We start from the raw sequence: 17,951 nt of genomic DNA, 5'->3' as shown, positions 1-17,951 counted from the left end.
GCGAAATTATAGCCGCTTGGCGCCGTCCCCGATACCCGCCCAGTGCAGGTCGGACGAGTGGCGCACGGTGCATGCCGCGGTGTTACTTTGCGAAAACTCTCAGAGTGAGCGGCGGGGGGAGCCGGTACAATGGCGCCCTATGTCTGCACCCCGCTTTGTACACCTTCGCCTCCACTCCGAATACTCGGTGGTGGACGGCATCGTCCGTCTCGATGACGCCGTCAAGGCTGCTGCCAAGGATGGCATGGGCGCGCTCGCGCTGACAGACCTGGCGAACGCCTTCGGCCTGATCCGCTTCTACAAGGAAGCCCGTGGCGGCGGCATCAAGCCCGTGGTCGGCGCCGATGTCTGGCTGACCAACGCCGATGACCGCGACAAGCCGGCTCGCATGCAGCTGCTGGTGCAGGACCGCGTCGGCTATCTGAACCTCTGCACGCTGCTGTCGCGCGCCTGGCTGGGCAACCAGTATCGTGGTCGAGCCGAGCTGGAGCCGGGCTGGTTCGAGGAGCCGGGCGAGGAAGGCCTGCCGCTGGCCACCGGGCTGATCGCGCTGTCCGGCGCGATGGGCGGCGATGTCGGCCTGGCGCTGGCGAACGGCAATCCCGACGGGGCGCGCCGCGCGGCACGCCATTGGGCCACGGTGTTCCCGCAGCGGTTCTATATCGAACTGCAGCGCGCCGGGCATCCAGGCACCGACGCCTATGTGCAGCAGGCCGTGCAACTGGCCGCCGCGCTGCAACTGCCGGTGGTCGCCACGCACCCGGTGCAGTTCATGACGCCGGACGATTTCACCGCGCACGAGGCGCGTGTCTGCATCGCCGAAGGCGAACTGCTGGCCAACCCGCGCCGCACCCGCAAGTTCACCACCGACCAGTACTTCAAGACGCAGGACGAGATGTGCGCGCTGTTCGCCGACATCCCGTCGGCGCTGCAGAACTCGGTCGAGATCGCCAAGCGTTGCAACCTGACGCTGGAGCTGGGCAAGCCGCGCCTGCCGCTGTTTCCGACGCCCGATGGCATGTCGCTGGACGACTACCTCGTGTTCATGGCCAAGGACGGCCTGGAAAAGCGCCTGGCCGTGCTGTTCCCCGACGAGGCCGAGCGCGAGAGCAAGCGCCCCGAGTACTACGCACGACTCGAATTCGAGACCGGCACCATCATCAAGATGGGCTTCCCGGGCTACTTCCTGATCGTGGCGGACTTTATCAACTGGGCCAAGAACAACGGCGTGCCGGTGGGGCCGGGCCGGGGTTCTGGCGCTGGCTCGCTGGTCGCCTACGCGCTTGGCATTACTGACCTTGATCCGCTCAAGTACGCGCTGCTGTTCGAGCGTTTCCTGAATCCGGAGCGGGTGTCGATGCCCGACTTCGATATCGACTTCTGCCAGCACGGCCGGGATCGCGTGATCACGTACGTGAAGGAAAAGTACGGCAAGGAAGCCGTGTCGCAGATCGCCACCTTCGGCACGATGGCCGCCAAGGCCGCGGTGCGCGACGTGGGCCGCGTGCTGGATCTGGGCTACGGCTTTGTCGACAGCGTGGCCAAGCTGATTCCGTTCAAGCCGGGCAAGCTGGTGACGCTGGAGGAAGCCAAGAAGGAAGAGCCGGCGCTGGCCGAGCGCGAACGCAACGAGGAAGAAGTCCGCCAGCTGCTGGAGCTTGCCCAGCGCGTGGAAGGCATGACGCGTAACGTCGGCATGCACGCCGGCGGCGTGCTGATCGCGCCGGGCCGCCTGACCGATTTCTGCCCGCTGTACACGCAGGGCACCGACGGCATGAGCGGTGTGGTGAGCCAGTACGACAAGGACGACGTGGAAGCGGCCGGCCTGGTCAAGTTCGACTTTCTGGGCCTGACCACGCTGACGATCCTGGACTGGGCCGAACGCTACATCCGACGCCTGGATCCGAGCAAGACCGACTGGAACTGCAGCCAGATCCCGCTCGACGACGGCCCCGCGTTCGAGATTCTCAAGAGCGCCAACACGGTGGCGGTGTTCCAGCTGGAAAGCCGCGGCATGCAGGGCATGCTCAAGGACGCCAAGCCTGACCGCTTCGAGGACATCATCGCGCTGGTGGCGCTGTACCGTCCGGGCCCGATGGACCTGATTCCCAGCTTCTGCGCCCGCAAGCACGGCCGCGAGAAGGTGGAATATCCGGACCCGCGCGTCGAGCCGGTGCTCAAGGAGACCTACGGCATCATGGTCTACCAGGAGCAGGTGATGCAGATGGCGCAGATCATCGGTGGCTACTCGCTGGGTGGCGCCGACCTGCTGCGCCGGGCCATGGGCAAGAAGAAGGCCGAGGAAATGGCCAAGCATCGCGAGCTGTTCCGCGAGGGCGCCGCCAAGAACGGGCTGAGCGCGCAGCAGGCCGACGACATCTTCGACCTGATGGAGAAATTTGCGGGCTACGGCTTCAACAAGTCGCACGCGGCCGCCTATGCGCTGCTGGCGTACTACACGGCGTGGCTCAAGGCGCACCATCCGGCCGAATTCATGGCAGCCAACATGTCGCTGGCCATGGACGATACCGACAAGGTCAAGATCCTCTACGAGGATTGCCGCCTGAACAAGATCGCGGTCCTGCCGCCGGACGTCAATGCCAGCGAATACCGCTTTGCCCCGACCGATGCGAAGACCATCCGCTACGGCCTGGGCGGCATCAAGGGATCGGGCCAGGGCGCCATCGAGGACATCCTGCGCGCGCGCGAAGAAAAGCCGTTCGCGGACCTGTTCGATTTCTGCGAGCGGGTGGACCGCCGCCAGGTCAACCGCCGCACGATCGAGGCGCTGATCCGCGCCGGCGCGTTCGACAGCCTTAACGACAACCGCGCACAGTTGCTGGCCTCGGTGTCGATCGCGATGGAAGCGGCCGAGCAGAAGGCCGAGTCGGCCAACCAGGTGTCGCTGTTCGATCTCATGGACGATGCCGGCGACGCCCATCGCCCGGCCCTGATCGACGAACCGCGCTGGACGGCCAAGCGCACGCTGCAGGAAGAAAAGCAGGCGCTCGGCTACTACTTCTCGGGCCACCTGTTCGACGCCTCGCGCGACGAGGTACGCAAGTTCGTGAAGGGCACGCTGGCCGCGCTGGAAAAGGAAGTGCAGGGCAACGGCGGCGGCTACGGCCGCGACGTGCGCGGCAAGGTGGTCGCCGGCGTCATCATGGGCGTTCGCACGCAGATGACCCAGCGCGGCAAGCTGATCATCGTCATGATCGACGACGGCACGGCCCAGATCGAAATGACCGTGTTCAACGAACTGTATGACGCCAACCGTCACATGTTCCGCGAGGACGAGCTGATCATCGCCCAGGGCAATGCGCGGCACGATACATTCACGGGCGGCGTGCGCTTCACGGCCGAGTCGGTGATGGACCTGGTGACCGCCCGCGCGCGCTATGCCGATGCGGTGTGCCTGGGCTTCAACGGCAATGCCTCGACCGAGCGCCTGCGGGAACTGCTGACGCCGTTCCTGGCCAATGGGGCCCAGGTGCCGGGTGTGCCGGTGCGCATCCGCTATGTCAACAAGTCGGCCCAGTGCGAAGCCACGCTGGGCGACCAGTGGCAGATCACACCCTCCGAGGAGGCACTGACGACCCTGCGCGATGCGCTGGGCGACAGTGTGCGCATGCTATATGCCTGAGCGAGCGACGGCTGGCATGCGCAGGCAGCGCATTCTGTTTCACGTCACCCATTTCCTCCATGGTGGCATCGAGACCTCGCTGGTGTCGCTGCTGACATCGCTGCAGGACAGGTTCGATCTGGCGCTGACGGTCACCTATCCCTCGCCGGAGCTGGCGTCGCACTTCCGCACCCGGCTGCCCGCCAGCGTGGAAGTCCACGTGCTGGCGCCCGAACGCTGGCTGTCGCATTGCCGCCAGCTGAAGAAGCAGCGCAAGCTGGGCGTGCTGGGCAAGATCTACGAGGAAGCCCTGCTGCCCCCGGTGCGCAAGCCGATCGTCCGGCGCCGCTTCATGGCGATCCTGGAACAGGGCTTCGACATGGTCGTGGACTACGACATGTCGCTATCGCGCATTACCGGGCCGCTACCCGTGCCGATGATCGGCTACCAGCATTTCAGCGTGGCGCACCTGGCACGCGGCCATGGCCGCAAGCTCCGCAAGCTGCGGCATCAGTGTCAGGTGGATTACGACGCGGTGGTCATGCTGACCGACAGCATGCTGGCCGATGCCCGCGCGCTGATGCCCGAGGCGGCGCCCCGGCTGGTGCGGCTGTACAACGCCATCGACCTCGACAATATTCGCGCGCGGGCTGCGCAGCCGCTGGAGACCGGGCTGGTCCCCGCCGAGCCGTTCATCGTCTCGGTCGGGCGGCTGGAGGAAAGCCAGAAGGACTTTACTTCGCTGCTGCATGCCTATGCGCGGCTGGTCGAACAGGGGATTGGCGAGCGGCTGGTGCTGGTGGGCGATGGTGCGTCACGACCCAGGCTTGAAGCCCTGGCGCAATCGCTGGGCCTGGCCGGGCGGGTGACGTTCGCCGGTTTCCAGTCGAACCCCTACGCCTGGATTCGCCAGGCGCGCCTGATGGCGTTCAGTTCGAAGATGGAAGGCCTGCCCAACGTCCTGCTGGAAGGGCTGGCAGTGGGCCAGGTGGTGGTGAGCACCGACTGCCCGACCGGGCCGCGCGAGATTCTCGACGATGGTCGCGCCGGGCTGCTGGTGCCGGTTGGCGATGTGGAAGGGCTTGCCGAGGCGATCCGCAGCGGCCTGCAGGATGCCGCGCTGCGCCAGTCGCTGCTGACCCACGCCGCGCGCCACATCGAACAGATGGGCTTCGGCCCGACGGCTCAGGCGTTCGGCGCGCTGGTCAATCGGCTGACGCAGGCGGATGTTTCGCCTGCTGGTGCAGCAGCCAGAGCTTGATGTACTTGTAATAGCTGGCCTGGCCGTTCATCAGCGCGACCGCCAGCCCCTGCGGGCCGTCCAGAAAGCCGCGCCGCAGCAGCCAGGTGCGCAGGAACGCCCAGCTGCCGTGCGTCCAGGCGCTGAACACCGTGGCGCGCTTGCCGCGCTGGAATGCCTGTTGGGCGCCCAGCGTGGAGTAGTGGTCGATCTTGCGCAGCACCTGCGAGAAATCGTCGTAGGTGTAGTGCAGCAGCGGGGTTTGCAAATGGCCGATCGGGCCGTCGGTGACCACGTTCTCGTGGACGATATCGTCGGTAAAGCGGGCGCGGCCGGTGCGGAACACCCGGGTCAGGCGGTCGGGATACCAGCCGCTGTGCCGCATGAAGCGGCCGCAGAAACGCGACAGGCGCGGCATGTCGTAGGCGTCGGCGCGGCCGGAGTCGATGGCGGCCAGGATTTCGTCGCGCAATGCGGGCGTGACGCGCTCGTCGGCGTCGATCGACAGCACCCATTCGCTCTGAACCTTGGACAGGGCGAGGTTCTTCTGGGGGCCGAACCCGGGCCAGGTGGCCGTTTCATGAACTTCGGCACCCATGGCGCGGGCAATCTCCAGCGTGCCGTCCGTGCTGCCGGAGTCCACTATAATCGCGCGGTCGCACCAGGAGACGCTTTCGAGGCAGTCCCGGATGTTGTGTGCCTCGTTCTTTGTAATCAGTACGACAGAGATTTTCATAGACATGCTTGCGATGGATCCCGCAGACCGGAATTGCCCGCCATTCTAGCGGCAGTCGTTGCGGGCCCCGATCGGCAAGTGGAGCCAACGTGAAAGACAGCAAAAAGCAAACGCCCCAGGAAACCGACACCCTCAAGCGCGTCTGGGCGTACCTGAAGCCCGAGATGCGCAATTTCGTGCTGGCGATTCTGGCCATGGCACTCGTGGCGGCCAGCGAGGGCATTATCCCGAAGGTGGTCAACGACCTGCTCGACAAGGGCTTTGGCGGCAGCTACGCGGGCAAGCTCTGGCATGTGCCGGCGCTGCTGGTCGGCGTGGCGCTGGTGCGCGGCGTCGCGCAGTTCGCGTCCGGGTATTTGCTGTCGCTGATCTCGAACAAGGTGCTGCTGAAGATGCGCATGCAGATGTTCGAACGCATGCTGCATGCCCCGGCGCTGTTCTATCACCGCAATACCGCCGCATCGCTGATCAACGCCGTGATCTTCGAGGTCAACCAGGTCATGCAGATCCTGACCGGCGTGCTGATCACGCTGGTGCGCGACTCGCTGACCGTGCTGGCGCTGCTGGTGTACCTGTTCTACACCAACTGGCGCCTGACGCTGGTGGTGGCGGTGCTGCTGCCGACCATCGGCTTCGTGATGTCGAAGGTGAACCGCCGCCTGCGCCGGCTGAACCGCGAGCACCAGGCGCTGACCAACACCGCGGCCTACGTGGTGGAAGAAGCGGCTGGCGGCTACAAGGTCGTCAAGCTGCACGGCGGCGAGGCATACGAAACGGCGCGGTTTGCCACGATGGCCGAGCGCCTGCGCGGCTATTCGATGCGCATGGCCGTGGCCGGTGGCCTGAACCAGCCCGTGACCGCGTTCCTGGCGTCGCTGGCGCTGTCGGTGATCCTGACCATCGCAATGATCCAGGCCCAGGGCAACCAGACCACCATCGGCGGGTTCACCGGCTTCGTGATGGCCATGCTGCTGCTGATTTCGCCGCTCAAGCACCTGACCGACCTGAACCAGCCGCTGCAGCGCGGCCTGACCGCCGCCGAGATGATCTTCGGGCTGATCGACGAGCCGATCGAGCCGCAGACCGGTGGGCTGCCGCTGGATCGTGCCCGGGGTGACCTGGTGTTCGAAAACGTCGGCTTCCGCTATGGCGATGCCGCCCGTCCGGCGCTGAACCGTGTGAACTTCCACGCCGCACCGGGCGAGGTGGTGGCGCTGGTGGGGCCGTCCGGCAGTGGCAAGACCACGCTGGTGAACCTGCTGCCGCGCTTCTTCGACCCGACCGAAGGCCGCATCATGCTCGATGGCAAGCCGATCGACCAGTTCGGCCTGAACGACCTGCGCCGCCAGATCGCGTTCGTGAGCCAGGACGTGGTGCTGTTCAACGATACGGTGGCCGCCAATGTGGCCTATGGCATACATCCGCGTGAGAAAATCGACATGGCGCGCGTCGAGCGCGCGCTGGCGGCGGCTTACCTGACCGATGTGGTCAAGGGCCTGCCCGAGGGGCTGGAGACCAATATCGGCGACAACGGCATGAAGCTGTCGGGCGGCCAGCGCCAGCGTCTGGCCATTGCGCGGGCGATCTACAAGGACGCTCCTATCCTGATACTGGACGAAGCCACGTCGGCGCTCGATTCCGAATCGGAGCGCCAGGTGCAGGCGGCGCTGGAGTCCCTGATGGTGGGCCGAACCACATTGGTGATTGCCCACCGCCTGTCGACGATCGAAAACGCCGACCGCATCGTGGTGCTGGAGCACGGCCGCGTGGCCGAATCGGGCAGCCACGGTGCCCTGTTGGCCGCCAACGGGCTGTACGCCGGCCTGCACCGGATCCAGTTCGCCACGGCGGCGGAGTAAGCGACTCACGGTTTTGACGGCCATGGCGCCCTGCCGTGGCCGGGCATGTACACACGGGAAACATACCCGGAGGAGACAGACATGACCCAGGCATCACCGTCCACCCGACCACCCATCAGCCGCTATCCCGTTCCGGAGATTGCCGGCCTGCCCGACGACCTGCGCCAGCGCGTGCTGGAAGTGCAGGAAAAGGCGGGTTTCGTCCCCAATGTATTTCTCGCGCTGGCGCACCGGCCCGACGAATGCCGGGCCTTCTTTGCGTACCACGACGCGCTGATGCTCAAGGAGAGCGGCAGCCTGACCAAGGGTGACCGCGAGATGATCGTCGTGGCCACTTCGGGCGCCAACCAGTGCCTGTACTGCGTGGTGGCGCATGGCGCCATCCTGCGCATCTACGAGAAGAAGCCGCTGGTGGCCGACCAGGTGGCGGTCAACTACCGCAAGGCCGATATCGCGCCGCGCCAGCGCGCCATGCTCGATTTCGCGATGAAGGTGTGCGAGGCGTCACATACGATCGGCGAGGCCGATTTCGACGCGCTGCGCGCCCATGGCTTCGACGACGAGGACGCTTGGGACATCGCCGCCATCACGGCGTTCTTCGGCTTGTCGAACCGCATGGCGAACACCATCGGGATGCGTCCGAACGACGAGTTCTTCCTGATGGGACGCGTGCCCAAGGCGAAGTAGCCCGACCTGGCAGCCAGTCGGGCAGGTCGGGCGCGGCGGGCGGCCCGGTCGCAGGTCTTCAGCGGATCTGCGCGCAATCGCCGTTACGTGGATCGAACAGCACCGGCCAGGCCTGCTCGTAGATCCCCGGCGTGCAGTGCTTCTCGCACCGTGCGTGGGCCAGCGTGATGCGGCGCGGGTCCTGCCACACCATCAGCTTGCAGCCGCTGCCGTCGATGGCATGCAGTTCGATGTGCGGCGTCTGCTGTACCTGCTTGAATTCGCCCAGGTCGAAGTGGCACGACCCCTTGCGCGACACCCACAGTTTCCAGCTCAGCGTCTGCACGGCGTTGTGCGATACGCGTACCACGGCATCTTCACGGAAGCCGTCTTCCTCGGTGCGCTTGCAGGTGCCCGTCATGTTGATCTCGTGCGGCGGAATCGGCGTGGGGCGCGCCAGCGGGGCAGGTGGGTAAGTCGTGTCGGCATTGACCTGCGGGCCCGCCAGCGGCGGCGATCGATCGACCTTCTGCGGCAGCAAATCGGCGCATCCCGCGCATAAAAAAATGGCCAGCATCGCTGGCACCGTGATCCGCATTGACGTCATGTCGACCCCTTCAAGCTCCCGCCACCTTCATCTCCAGAGTAGGGGATAGCGGTGCAAAGGCCAGCGGCCAGTGATGAGGACTAGCCCTAGCGTGCGAGCGCCCCGTGTAGCGCCTATATTCAATGAATGTGGCCGCGCGACGATGCGCGGCCTTTTTTGTGGAATGGCGTGTGACGTGGCCGAACGCGCGTTGGATCGCGCGTCGGCATGGGTCAGGCCACGGCTCGCGCTTCGGCCGCGCGCGAAGCGGTATGCGAGGCGGTATGCGAGGCCGCATGCTGCACGGCCGGATAGCCCGCCGCAAACACCAGACGGCCGGCCGACCACGTATGCGTGACCAGCGGCTGGCCCGCCACGCTGGCCACGGCGATCACGTCGGCGCGCTTGCCGGGCAGGAGCCGGCCTCGGTCTTCGAGCATGCATGCATCGGCCGGGTTGGCACTGACCAGCGCCAGCGCTTCATTGAGCGGCAGCTCGGCCAGGCGCGCGGCCGCGAAGGCGGCGGCGATCAGCGTCGATGGCTGGTAGTCCGAGCAGAGGATGCTGCCGACCCGGGCGTGGATCGCTTCGATGGCGCGCATCGATCCGCTCTGGCTCTTGCCACGCAGCACATTGGGTGCGCCCAGGATGGTGGGCAGGGCGTGCGCGGCGGCGGCCTGCGCCGTTTCCAGGTTGATCGGGAACTCGCTCATGCGCACGCCCAGCGCGTGCATGGCGGCGATGCGCTGTGGCGAATCGTCGTCATGGCTGGCCGTGGGCACGCCAAGCGCGTGAGCCTTCGACACCAGGCGATTGACGCGCTCGGTGGCGCCATCAAGTTCGGCAGCCTTCTTCGCGGCGGCGTCGGCCGCTTCGTCGCGGCTCATGCCGTGGTTGCCCATCATGTACGACAGGTAGGCGTCGAGCGTCTTGAACTGGCCCTGGCCTGGCGAGTGATCCATCACCGACAGCAGGTCCACCACGCCTTCGGCCATCAGCATTTCAAGCACCGGCACGGCGGCCGCGTCGGTCACTTCGTAGCGGCAGTGGATGCGGTTGTCGACCAGGCTGTGCTTGCGGTACCCAGCCACCGTGCGCACCAGCGTGGCGGCGGTGTCGTTGTTGCGCACGCCGAACTGGTTGCTGGCGAACGACAGCGCGTGGTACGGCGTGGTGATGCCGGCGGCGGCATTGCGGCGGTCGACCTGGGCCACGGCAAAGTCGAGCGGGAACAGCACGTTGGCGCGTGGCTCGGCTTCCTTTTCGATGGCATCGCAATGCACGTCGATCAGGCCCGGCATCACGGTATGGCCGCGCAGGTCGATCACGGTGGCGTGGGCCGGAGCCGATGCGGGTTCGATGGCGGCGATCTGGCCATCGGCGATCAGCAGGGCGCTGTCGTGCAGCACGCCGTCGGGCAGAACGAGCGTGGCGTGCGTCAGGTAGGTGGTGGACATGTCCGGTTCCGTTTCAGGCTCAGGGCAGGTTTGTCGGGGGCGGTGTCGGTGTGGCAAGCGTCAGGCGTTGGCGGCCACCACCGGCTGCAGCGGCAGCGCACGTGTGGCCACGGCATCGCGCACGGCCTCGTCGTGGAAGATGCCGATCAGCGCGCGGCCCTCGGCCAGCGCTTCGCGGATCAGCGCGATCACCACCGCGCGGTTGTCGGCATCGAGCGAAGCGGTCGGCTCGTCGAGCAGCAGGATCGGATGGCCGCCGATCAGGCCACGCGCAATGTTCACGCGCTGCTGCTCGCCGCCCGAGAACGTGGCCGGCGGCAGGTCCCACAGGCGGCGCGGCAGGTTCAGGCGTTCGAGCAGCACGGCGGCGCGGGCCCGGGCTTCCTCGTGGCTGGCGCCACGCTGCTGCAGCGGATCGGCCACAACATCGAGCGCCGAGACACGCGGGATGGCGCGCAGGAACTGCGACACATAGCCGATCACGTCGCGGCGCAGCTTCAGCACGCGCTGCTCGGGGGCATTGGTCAGCTCGACCCACGGCTCGCCCGCTTCGCTGGTGTCGCGCAGCCGGATGGTGCCTTCGGTCGCCAGGTAGTTGCCGTACAGGCAGCGCAGCAGCGTGCTCTTGCCGGTGCCGGAGCGGCCCGACAGCACCAGGCATTCGCCGCGCGACGCGTCGAAGTCGATCGCCTGCAGCACGGGCAGGCGGATGCCGCCCTGGTTGTGCAACGTGAACATCTTGCCGAGGCCCCGGACCTCGATCAGCTTGCGGGTATCTGCTTGCATCATGGTCATCCCTGCAGGATGGACGAAACCAGCAGCTGGGTGTACGGATGCTGCGGGTCGTCCAGGATCTGGTCGGTCAGGCCTTGTTCGACCACGCGGCCGCCCTGCATCACCAGCGTGCGGTGGGCCAGCAGGCGCGCCACGGCCAGGTCGTGCGTGACGAGGACGGCGGCCAGGCCCAGGTCCGTCACCAGCCGGCGCATCAGGTCCAGCAGACGGGCCTGCACCGAGACATCCAGCGATGCGGTGGGTTCGTCCATGAACACCAGGCGCGGATGCGTGACGAGGTTGCGCGCGATCTGCAGGCGCTGCTGCATGCCGCCCGAGAACGTGCCGGGCACATCGTCCAGGCGGTCCAGGTCGATTTCCATCTTTTCGAGCCAGGCGCCGGCGATCTCGCGCAGGTCGCCGTAGTGGCGGTTGCCCACGGCCATCAGGCGCTCGGCGATGTTGGCGCCGGCGCTGACCTGCATGCGCAGGCCGTCGCGGGCGTGCTGGCGCACGAAGCCCCAGTCGGTGCGCGCCAGCAGGCGCATGCGCGCGCTGGACAGCGAAGCCAGGTCGGTCAGGCCGCTTTCGCGCATGTCGTAGCTGACGCTGCCGCGCTGCGCGCGCACCTGCATCGACAGCGCCTGCAGCAGCGTGCTCTTGCCCGAGCCCGATTCACCGACCACGCACAGCACTTCACCGGGGTACAGATCGAAGCTGACGTCGTGGCAGCCGTGCACGCCGTCCCAGGTGTGCGTGAGCTGCCGGACGGAAAGCAGTGGCGTGGCGTTCATGGTTGGCCTCCGGCGGCGGTCTTGACGGCCTGGGCCGCCTGACGATCGGCGCAGTACTCGGTGTCCGAGCACACGAACATGCGCGTGCCGGCATCGTCGGTGATGATTTCGTCCAGGTAGCTGTCGGTGGCGCCGCATTGCGCGCAGCAGCTCGACCATTTCTCGACCGTGAACGGGTGGTCGACAAAGTCCAGGCTCCTGACCGACGTGTACGGCGGCACGGCGTAGACGCGCTTCTCGCGGCCGGCGCCGAACAGCATCAGCGCGGGGCTGCGGTCGAGCTTGGGGTTGTCGAACTTCGGGATCGGCGACGGGCGCATCATGTATCGCTGGTTGACGATCACCGGGTAGTCATACGTGGTGGCGATGTGGCCGTGGTGCGCGATGTCCTCGTAGAGCTTCACGTGCATCGATCCGTATTCGGCCAGCGCGTGCATCGTGCGCGTCTCGGTCTCGCTTGGCTCCAGCCAGCGCAGCGGTTCCGGGATGGGCACCTGGTACACCATGGTCTGGCCCGCGCGCAGCTTCGTCTCCGGAATGCGATGGCGCGTCTGGATGATGGTCGCCTCGGCGGTGCGCTCGGTGGTCCGCACGCCGGTCACGCGGCCGAAGAAGCGGCGGATGTTGATGGCGTTCGTGGTGTCGTCGGAACCCTGGTCGATGACCTTGAGCACGTCGTGGCGGCCGATGATGGCGGCGGTCACCTGGATGCCACCGGTGCCCCAGCCGTACGGCAGCGGCATTTCGCGGCTGCCGAACGGCACCTGGTAGCCGGGGATGGCCACGGCCTTCAGCAGCGCGCGGCGCAGCATGCGCTTGGTGGATTCGTCCAGGTAGCCGAAGTTGTAGTGGTCGTCGCGCGCAACGGTTGCGGTGGTGGCGGCGGTGTGGGCGTTGGCGGTGGTCATGCCAGCGACTCCTCTTGCGATGGCGACGGTTGCGGCGCGCCGGTGGATGCGGTGGCCGGTGCGGCCTGGCCTGCCTGCTCGGCGCGCAGCCGGCGCAGCAGCTCCAGGTTGGCCTGGAAGTCCACGTAATGCGGCAGTTTCAGGTGCTGCACGAAGCCGGACGCTTCCACGTTGTCGCTGTGGTACAGCATGAATTCGATGTCGTTGGCGGGGTTGTCGGCGGCTTCGCCAAATTCTTCGGCGCGCATTGCGCGGTCCACCAGCGCCATCGACATGGCCTTGCGCTCGTTGTAGCCGAACGTGAGCCCGTAGCCGCGCGTCAGGCGCGGCGCCTCGTCGGCGTTGCCGGCGAACTGGCTCACCATCTGGCATTCGGTCAGTTCCACCTCGCCGATGGTCACGGCGAAGCCCAGTTCCTCGATGAACATTTCCACCTCGGTGCTGCCATAGCGGATCTCGGCTGCGAACGGGTGCGAGTTGCCGTAGCCGCGCTGTGTCGAGTAGCCCATGGCCAGCAGGAAGCCTTCGTCGGCGCGGGCCAGATTCTGCAGGCGCGCGGGGCGATCGGCCGGGAAGGTGAGCGGCTCGCGCGTGAGGTCGGGCGGCGTGGGGTCCCCAGCGGGAATCGTGTCGGCTTCGACCAGCGATTCGGCTTCGAGCAGGCCGGTCACGCGCGGCATGTTCGACGCCAGCGGTTCCGGCGACGGCGCCAGCGGGGCAGGGTCGCGGCCTGCTTCAAGCGTGAAGTCGAGCAGGCGCTGCGTGTAGTCGTACGTCGGGCCCAGCACCTGGCCGCCGGGCACGTCCTTGAACGTCGACGAGATGCGGCGCTGCAGCTTCATCGTGCCGGTATCGAGCGGCTGGGTGTAGCCGAAGCGGGCCAGCGTGGTGCGGTAGGCGCGCAGCAGGAAGATCGCCTCGATCTGGTCGCCGGCGGCCTGCTTGAGGGCCAGCGCGGCCAGGTGCGGGTCGTAGAGCGAGCCCTCGGCCATCACGCGGGCCACGGCCAGCGGCATCTGCTCGCGGATCTGCGCCAGCGTGAGTTCCGGCACCGACGTGTCGCCTCGGCGGAACGCGTCCAGCATCTGGTACGAATTGAGGATGGCGCGCTCGCCACCCTTGACGGCTACGTACATGTCAGTCCTCCACGCGTGTCGTGCGCGTCAGGGCGCAGAATTGCTCGCCGCTGGCCAGCAGCAGGTCCACGCCCAGCGGAAAGCGGGCGTTGTTGGCGCGCCAGGTCGGCCGGAAATCGGCGGGCAGGCCGCGCACGTGGAGTGCCTGGGTGGTCTCGATGCCGGGGCCGCTCAGCGTCAGCGCGTCGCCGTCGTGCAGCGAATCGACCTCGACGATCAGCGTGGCGGAGCGGTCCGGATAGGCGGGCAGGCCCTGCGCGCAATCGGTCAGGGCCGGCATGGCATGCCCGGCCGGCACGCACACGAAGGTGGCGTCGGCGACGGCATCGACCAGCGGGCACCCGCAGTGGAAGCGCAGGAAAGCGCGCGCGGCGGCCGGCGCGTTGGCGGGCAGCCACACGGGCGTATCGGGATCGGCCAGCGTCAGCAGCAGCGCGGTCAGCGCCGGGGACAGGCCTTCGGGATGGCCGCTGCTGACGGGCAGCAGTTCCAGGCGGCCCGGATGCGCGAACGCTTCGAGCGTGGCCCGGAACACGGCCTGGGCGTCATCGACCGGGTTGTCGAAGCCGGGCAGCAGCGACGTGGCTGGGGTAGAACTGGGAGCAAAGGCCTGTATCGTGGTCTGGGGGGACGACATCTCAATCTTCTCCGCGGGCCATCGTGAAGAATTCCACGCGGGTTTGCGCGGCGATGGCGGCCTGCCGCGCGGCGCGTTCGGTCAGCGCCTGCGCCAGCGGGGCGACGACCACGTCCTGCACGCGCTGGTGCCAGGCCGGCTGTTGCAGCAGGGCATCCAGGACGGCTGCCTGTTCGGCGTGGCGCTGGCCGCGACCCTGCACATACGACACGCCTGCCGTCGCCGCCACGTCGTGGGATTCGTCCAGCACCACGGCGCAGCGTGTGACCGACATTTCACCCAGATTGAACTGGGCCCCGGTGCCGCCCGCCCGGGCCCGGACCATGGCCATGCCCGATTCGGGCTTGCGCAGCAGGCGGTAGCCGGGCAGGGTGGCCTGTTCCCGCAGGCGGATGTACGCCGCATCGAGCGCATCCGGCTGGGCCAGCGCCAGCACCCGCAGCCAGGCGGCACGTGCCGCGTTGGCCTGGTTGGCGGTTTCACTTTGCATGATCACCCCTATACGTCTATACGTTTAGATGTAAACTAACACAACACGGCGATACTAGACCACAGCCACATGAATGTTTCATGACGGGTCGGGGACTTGCTCGGGCACGCTACCGGCGCGCCGGGACTCGGGCACAATCGCACGGCAACCATTAAGGCTTGATGACACAGGGCAGAGCGAAAGATGTCTGATCGGGAAGTGGAACGGGGCTCCGGCGTGGCGGTGTGGCGCCAGATTGGCGAGGCGCTGGCGGAGGACATCCGCAACAAACTCTATGGCCCCGGCGAGCAGCTGCCGCCGGAGCCCGAACTGGCCACGCGCTTTGCCGTGAACCGGCACACCATCCGCCGTGCGATGGGTGAACTGGAACTAAGCGGTCTGGTGCGCATTGAGCAGGGCCGCGGCACCTTCGTGCAGGAGCATGCGATCGACTACGCGATCGGCCGCCGCACGCGCTTTTCACAGAACCTGGCCGCTCAGGGCATGCGCGGGCATCTGGAGATCGTCGACAGTCAGACGCTGCGCGCGCCGGAGATTGCCAGGCACCTGGGCCTGCCGCGCACGGCCGACATCCTGCATATCCAGATGGTGGGCAAGGCCGAAGCGCGCACCATCGACGTCGCCGAACATTATTTCGATCCGAAGCGTTTTCCGGGCCTGGATGATGCCGTGCGCGAGACGCAGTCCATTTCGCGTGCGTTGGCGCGGTTCGGCATTGCCGACTACACGCGCAAGTGGTCGCGCATCACCGCGGCCATGCCCAGCGCCCCGGTGGCGCGGCTGCTGAACCAGCCCAAGACGCGCCCCGTGCTGCAGGTGGAGGCGCTCAACGTCGATATCGACGGCGTGCCCGTGCAGTACAGCATGACGCGATTCGCCGGCGACTGGGTGCAGCTTACGGTGTCCGACAACGACTGACAGACGGGCCGCGTGCCCTGGCGGCACAGTCGGCCTCATGGCTTGATCCCGGCGCGCGACCACATTGGTCTAGACATATGTATGTCATGTGCCGGCGCTAACTTCCCGGGGAACCCGTAACGCCCATCATGCAAACGACATCCCAAACCTATTCGCTCCCGCTGCATGGCATCACTGGCCGCCGTGTGCTGGGCGCCGGAACCATCGCCCCCGCCACGCTGGGCTTCGAGCAAGGCAACATCGCGCAGCAGGCCGGCGGCAGCGGCCCGTGTATCGACGCCGGAGACCTGCTGGTGCTGCCCGGCATCGTCGACATCCATGGCGATGCGTTCGAGCGTTCGGTGATGCCGCGTCCGGGCGTCAGCTTTCCGTATGGCCCGGCGCTGCTCGACGTGGACCGCCAGCTGCTGGCGCATGGCATCACCACCGAATTCCATGGCGTGACGCTGTCCTGGGAAGGCGGCCTGCGCGGCGAAGCCTACGCGGTGCGCATGTTCGAGGCGCTGTCGCAACTGGCGCCGGTGCTGGGTGCGTCGCACAAGGTGCACCTGCGTTTCGAGGCCTATCACCTGGCCGGCGTGGAGACAGCCCTGCAATGGATGGCCGATGGCCGCGTGAGCCTGCTGGCCATCAATGACCATCTGCCGACCATGGCGCGCCGCATGAACGACGAACGCAAGCTGGCCCAGTACGCCGAGCGCGCCGAATGCGACATGGAGGCTTTCCGCGGCCGCCTGCGCACGGCCAGCCGCCACGCGCAGGATGTGCCGGCCGCCGTATCGCGGCTGATCACCGCCGCACGCGAGGCTGGCCTGCCGGTGGCGTCGCACGACGATCCCGATGTGGCCACGCGCCAGCACTACCATCGCCAGGGCTGCGCCATCGCCGAGTTCCCACTGACCGTGGAAGTGGCCACGCTGGCGCGCCAGATCGGCGACGAGACCGTGTTCGGCGCCCCCAATGTGCTGCGCGGCCAGAGCCACACCGGCGCGCCCAACGCCACCGAAATGATTGCCGCTGGCCTGTGTACCGTGCTGGCTTCGGATTATTACTATCCCGCGCCGCTGCAGGCTGCGTTCAAGCTCGTGCAGCTGGGTGTTTGCAGCCTGCCCGAGGCCTGGCATCTGGTGTCACGTAACCCGGCACGCGCCGCTGGCCTGCGCGACCGGGGTGCGCTGGTGCCGGGCATGCGTGCCGATGCGGTGCTGATCGACGACAGCCTGCCGGGCCTGCCGCGCGTCTGCGGCACGATCGTCAATGGCGAACTGCGCCACGCCGCCGTGGCGCTGCCGCTGATCGACCTGGCTGACGAAGCCGCGGCGGCAAGCCAGCCGGCGCAAACCAAGCGCGAGAATCGAGCCCGGCGCAGCCTGGCCGCATGAGCCAGGCCAACCGAGCTTCCCCATCGGCCCATCGCTATGCGATCTACCTGGCGCCCGCCGAGCCATTTCGCAGCTTCGGCGCGCAATGGCTGGGCCGGGATGCCGATACGGGTGCCGCGCTGCCGCTGCCCCAAGGCATCGCAGAGCGCCCCGCCGCGTGGGTCAAGGCCCCCGCGCACTACGGGCTCCATGCGACCCTGAAACCGCCGTTCCGGTTGGCCCAGGGCACGGACGCGGCCATGCTCGATGGCGCCATGCGCGCCTTCGCTGCGACGCGCCAGCCGTTCGACGCCCCGCTGACGCTGCGTGCGCTGCGCGGCTTCCTGGCCTGGTGTCTGGACGATGCCGACGGGGAAGGCGGCCGGCGGATGCATGCGCTGGCCGATGCCTGCGTCACGGAATTCGACCGTTTCCGCGCGCCGCCCACCGAAGCCGAGATCGCGCGCCGCAACCCGGCCCGCCTGAGTCTGGCGCAACGGCGGCATCTCGATGCGTGGGGCTACCCCTATGTATTCGACACATTCACCTTCCACATCACGCTGACCGGCATGCTCGACGCGGCCGGAGAGGCCGCGGCTTTCGACATGCTGTCGGCGGCGGGCGGCGGGCTGCTGGAGCAGCCGCTGCACGTGGATGGCGTCAGCGTGTACGTGCAATCCCAGGCCGGCGCCGACTTTGTCGCCGCGCGTCACTATCGCTTCGACGGCACCACGGTGGACGGTGCCGGCGCGGCCTGGCTGGGCTGA

Annotated in this window: 16 protein-coding genes; 7 read left to right on the top strand and 9 right to left on the bottom strand. The window is 67.3% G+C overall.

The features are described from left to right. Window positions 1-139 precede the first annotated feature (139 nt). Window positions 140-3,643, top strand: a complete 3,504-nt coding sequence (gene dnaE, locus BLQ58_RS04010; protein WP_092594814.1) for a DNA polymerase III subunit alpha — start codon at window positions 140-142, stop codon at window positions 3,641-3,643. Beyond that, a complete protein-coding gene (locus BLQ58_RS04005; protein ID WP_254775800.1) occupies window positions 3,636-4,883 on the top strand; it encodes a glycosyltransferase in 1,248 nt (415 codons plus the stop codon). The genes dnaE and BLQ58_RS04005 overlap by 8 nt, the downstream gene beginning before the upstream one ends. On the opposite strand, the gene BLQ58_RS04000 is transcribed toward BLQ58_RS04005, so the two are convergent. After that, window positions 4,828-5,598, bottom strand: coding sequence for a glycosyltransferase family 2 protein (locus BLQ58_RS04000; protein WP_092594810.1), 771 nt, complete (start codon window positions 5,596-5,598; stop codon window positions 4,828-4,830). The genes BLQ58_RS04005 and BLQ58_RS04000 overlap by 56 nt on opposite strands. 89 nt (window positions 5,599-5,687) lie before the next feature. On the opposite strand from BLQ58_RS04000, the gene msbA reads away from it, so the two are divergent. Further along, window positions 5,688-7,457, top strand: a complete 1,770-nt coding sequence (gene msbA / locus BLQ58_RS03995; RefSeq protein WP_092594808.1) for a lipid A export permease/ATP-binding protein MsbA — start codon at window positions 5,688-5,690, stop codon at window positions 7,455-7,457. A gap of 81 nt (window positions 7,458-7,538) precedes the next feature. After that, window positions 7,539-8,144: a peroxidase-related enzyme gene (locus tag BLQ58_RS03990; protein WP_092594806.1), complete on the top strand. Its 606-nt coding sequence runs from the start codon at window positions 7,539-7,541 to the stop codon at window positions 8,142-8,144. 58 nt (window positions 8,145-8,202) lie between these two features. On the opposite strand, the gene BLQ58_RS03985 is transcribed toward BLQ58_RS03990, so the two are convergent. The 8 genes from BLQ58_RS03985 to phnG all read right to left on the bottom strand — a co-directional run bounded on the left by BLQ58_RS03985 (window position 8,203) and on the right by phnG (window position 14,905). Then, window positions 8,203-8,664, bottom strand: a complete 462-nt coding sequence (locus tag BLQ58_RS03985) for a hypothetical protein (protein ID WP_254775799.1) — start codon at window positions 8,662-8,664, stop codon at window positions 8,203-8,205. A 278-nt stretch (window positions 8,665-8,942) separates the two neighbouring features. Beyond that, window positions 8,943-10,166: an alpha-D-ribose 1-methylphosphonate 5-triphosphate diphosphatase gene (locus BLQ58_RS03980; protein WP_092594804.1), complete on the bottom strand. Its 1,224-nt coding sequence runs from the start codon at window positions 10,164-10,166 to the stop codon at window positions 8,943-8,945. Between the two features lie 60 nt (window positions 10,167-10,226). Next, window positions 10,227-10,955: a phosphonate C-P lyase system protein PhnL gene (gene phnL / locus BLQ58_RS03975; protein ID WP_092594802.1), complete on the bottom strand. Its 729-nt coding sequence runs from the start codon at window positions 10,953-10,955 to the stop codon at window positions 10,227-10,229. 2 nt (window positions 10,956-10,957) lie between these two features. Further along, entirely contained in the window at window positions 10,958-11,734 is a 777-nt protein-coding gene (gene phnK, locus BLQ58_RS03970; protein ID WP_092594800.1) for a phosphonate C-P lyase system protein PhnK, read from the bottom strand. Then, window positions 11,731-12,642: an alpha-D-ribose 1-methylphosphonate 5-phosphate C-P-lyase PhnJ gene (locus BLQ58_RS03965; protein ID WP_092594798.1), complete on the bottom strand. Its 912-nt coding sequence runs from the start codon at window positions 12,640-12,642 to the stop codon at window positions 11,731-11,733. Before BLQ58_RS03965 ends, phnK begins: the two co-directional genes overlap by 4 nt. After that, on the bottom strand, window positions 12,639-13,778 hold the full coding sequence (locus BLQ58_RS03960; protein ID WP_092594796.1) for a carbon-phosphorus lyase complex subunit: 1,140 nt from the start codon (window positions 13,776-13,778) through the stop codon (window positions 12,639-12,641). Before BLQ58_RS03960 ends, BLQ58_RS03965 begins: the two co-directional genes overlap by 4 nt. Window position 13,779: 1 nt before the next feature. Beyond that, complete coding sequence (gene phnH / locus BLQ58_RS03955; protein WP_092594794.1) at window positions 13,780-14,415, bottom strand: phosphonate C-P lyase system protein PhnH; 636 nt, start codon at window positions 14,413-14,415, stop codon at window positions 13,780-13,782. 1 nt (window position 14,416) lies between these two features. After that, window positions 14,417-14,905 (bottom strand): phosphonate C-P lyase system protein PhnG, encoded by a 489-nt coding sequence (gene phnG / locus BLQ58_RS03950; RefSeq protein ID WP_092595505.1) that lies wholly within the window; start codon window positions 14,903-14,905, stop codon window positions 14,417-14,419. 183 nt (window positions 14,906-15,088) lie between these two features. On the opposite strand from phnG, the gene phnF reads away from it, so the two are divergent. The 3 genes from phnF to BLQ58_RS03935 all read left to right on the top strand — a co-directional run bounded on the left by phnF (window position 15,089) and on the right by BLQ58_RS03935 (window position 17,951). Beyond that, a complete protein-coding gene (gene phnF, locus BLQ58_RS03945) occupies window positions 15,089-15,823 on the top strand; it encodes a phosphonate metabolism transcriptional regulator PhnF (RefSeq protein ID WP_092594792.1) in 735 nt (244 codons plus the stop codon). 128 nt (window positions 15,824-15,951) lie between these two features. Beyond that, on the top strand, window positions 15,952-17,205 hold the full coding sequence (locus BLQ58_RS03940) for an alpha-D-ribose 1-methylphosphonate 5-triphosphate diphosphatase (protein WP_092594790.1): 1,254 nt from the start codon (window positions 15,952-15,954) through the stop codon (window positions 17,203-17,205). Further along, window positions 17,202-17,951: a DUF1045 domain-containing protein gene (locus BLQ58_RS03935; RefSeq protein ID WP_092594788.1), complete on the top strand. Its 750-nt coding sequence runs from the start codon at window positions 17,202-17,204 to the stop codon at window positions 17,949-17,951. Before BLQ58_RS03940 ends, BLQ58_RS03935 begins: the two co-directional genes overlap by 4 nt.

The sequence above is a fragment of the Ralstonia sp. 25mfcol4.1 genome, from assembly GCF_900104095.1.
Classification (GTDB): domain Bacteria; phylum Pseudomonadota; class Gammaproteobacteria; order Burkholderiales; family Burkholderiaceae; genus Cupriavidus.
This window is presented reverse-complemented; position numbering and strand designations above follow the sequence as displayed.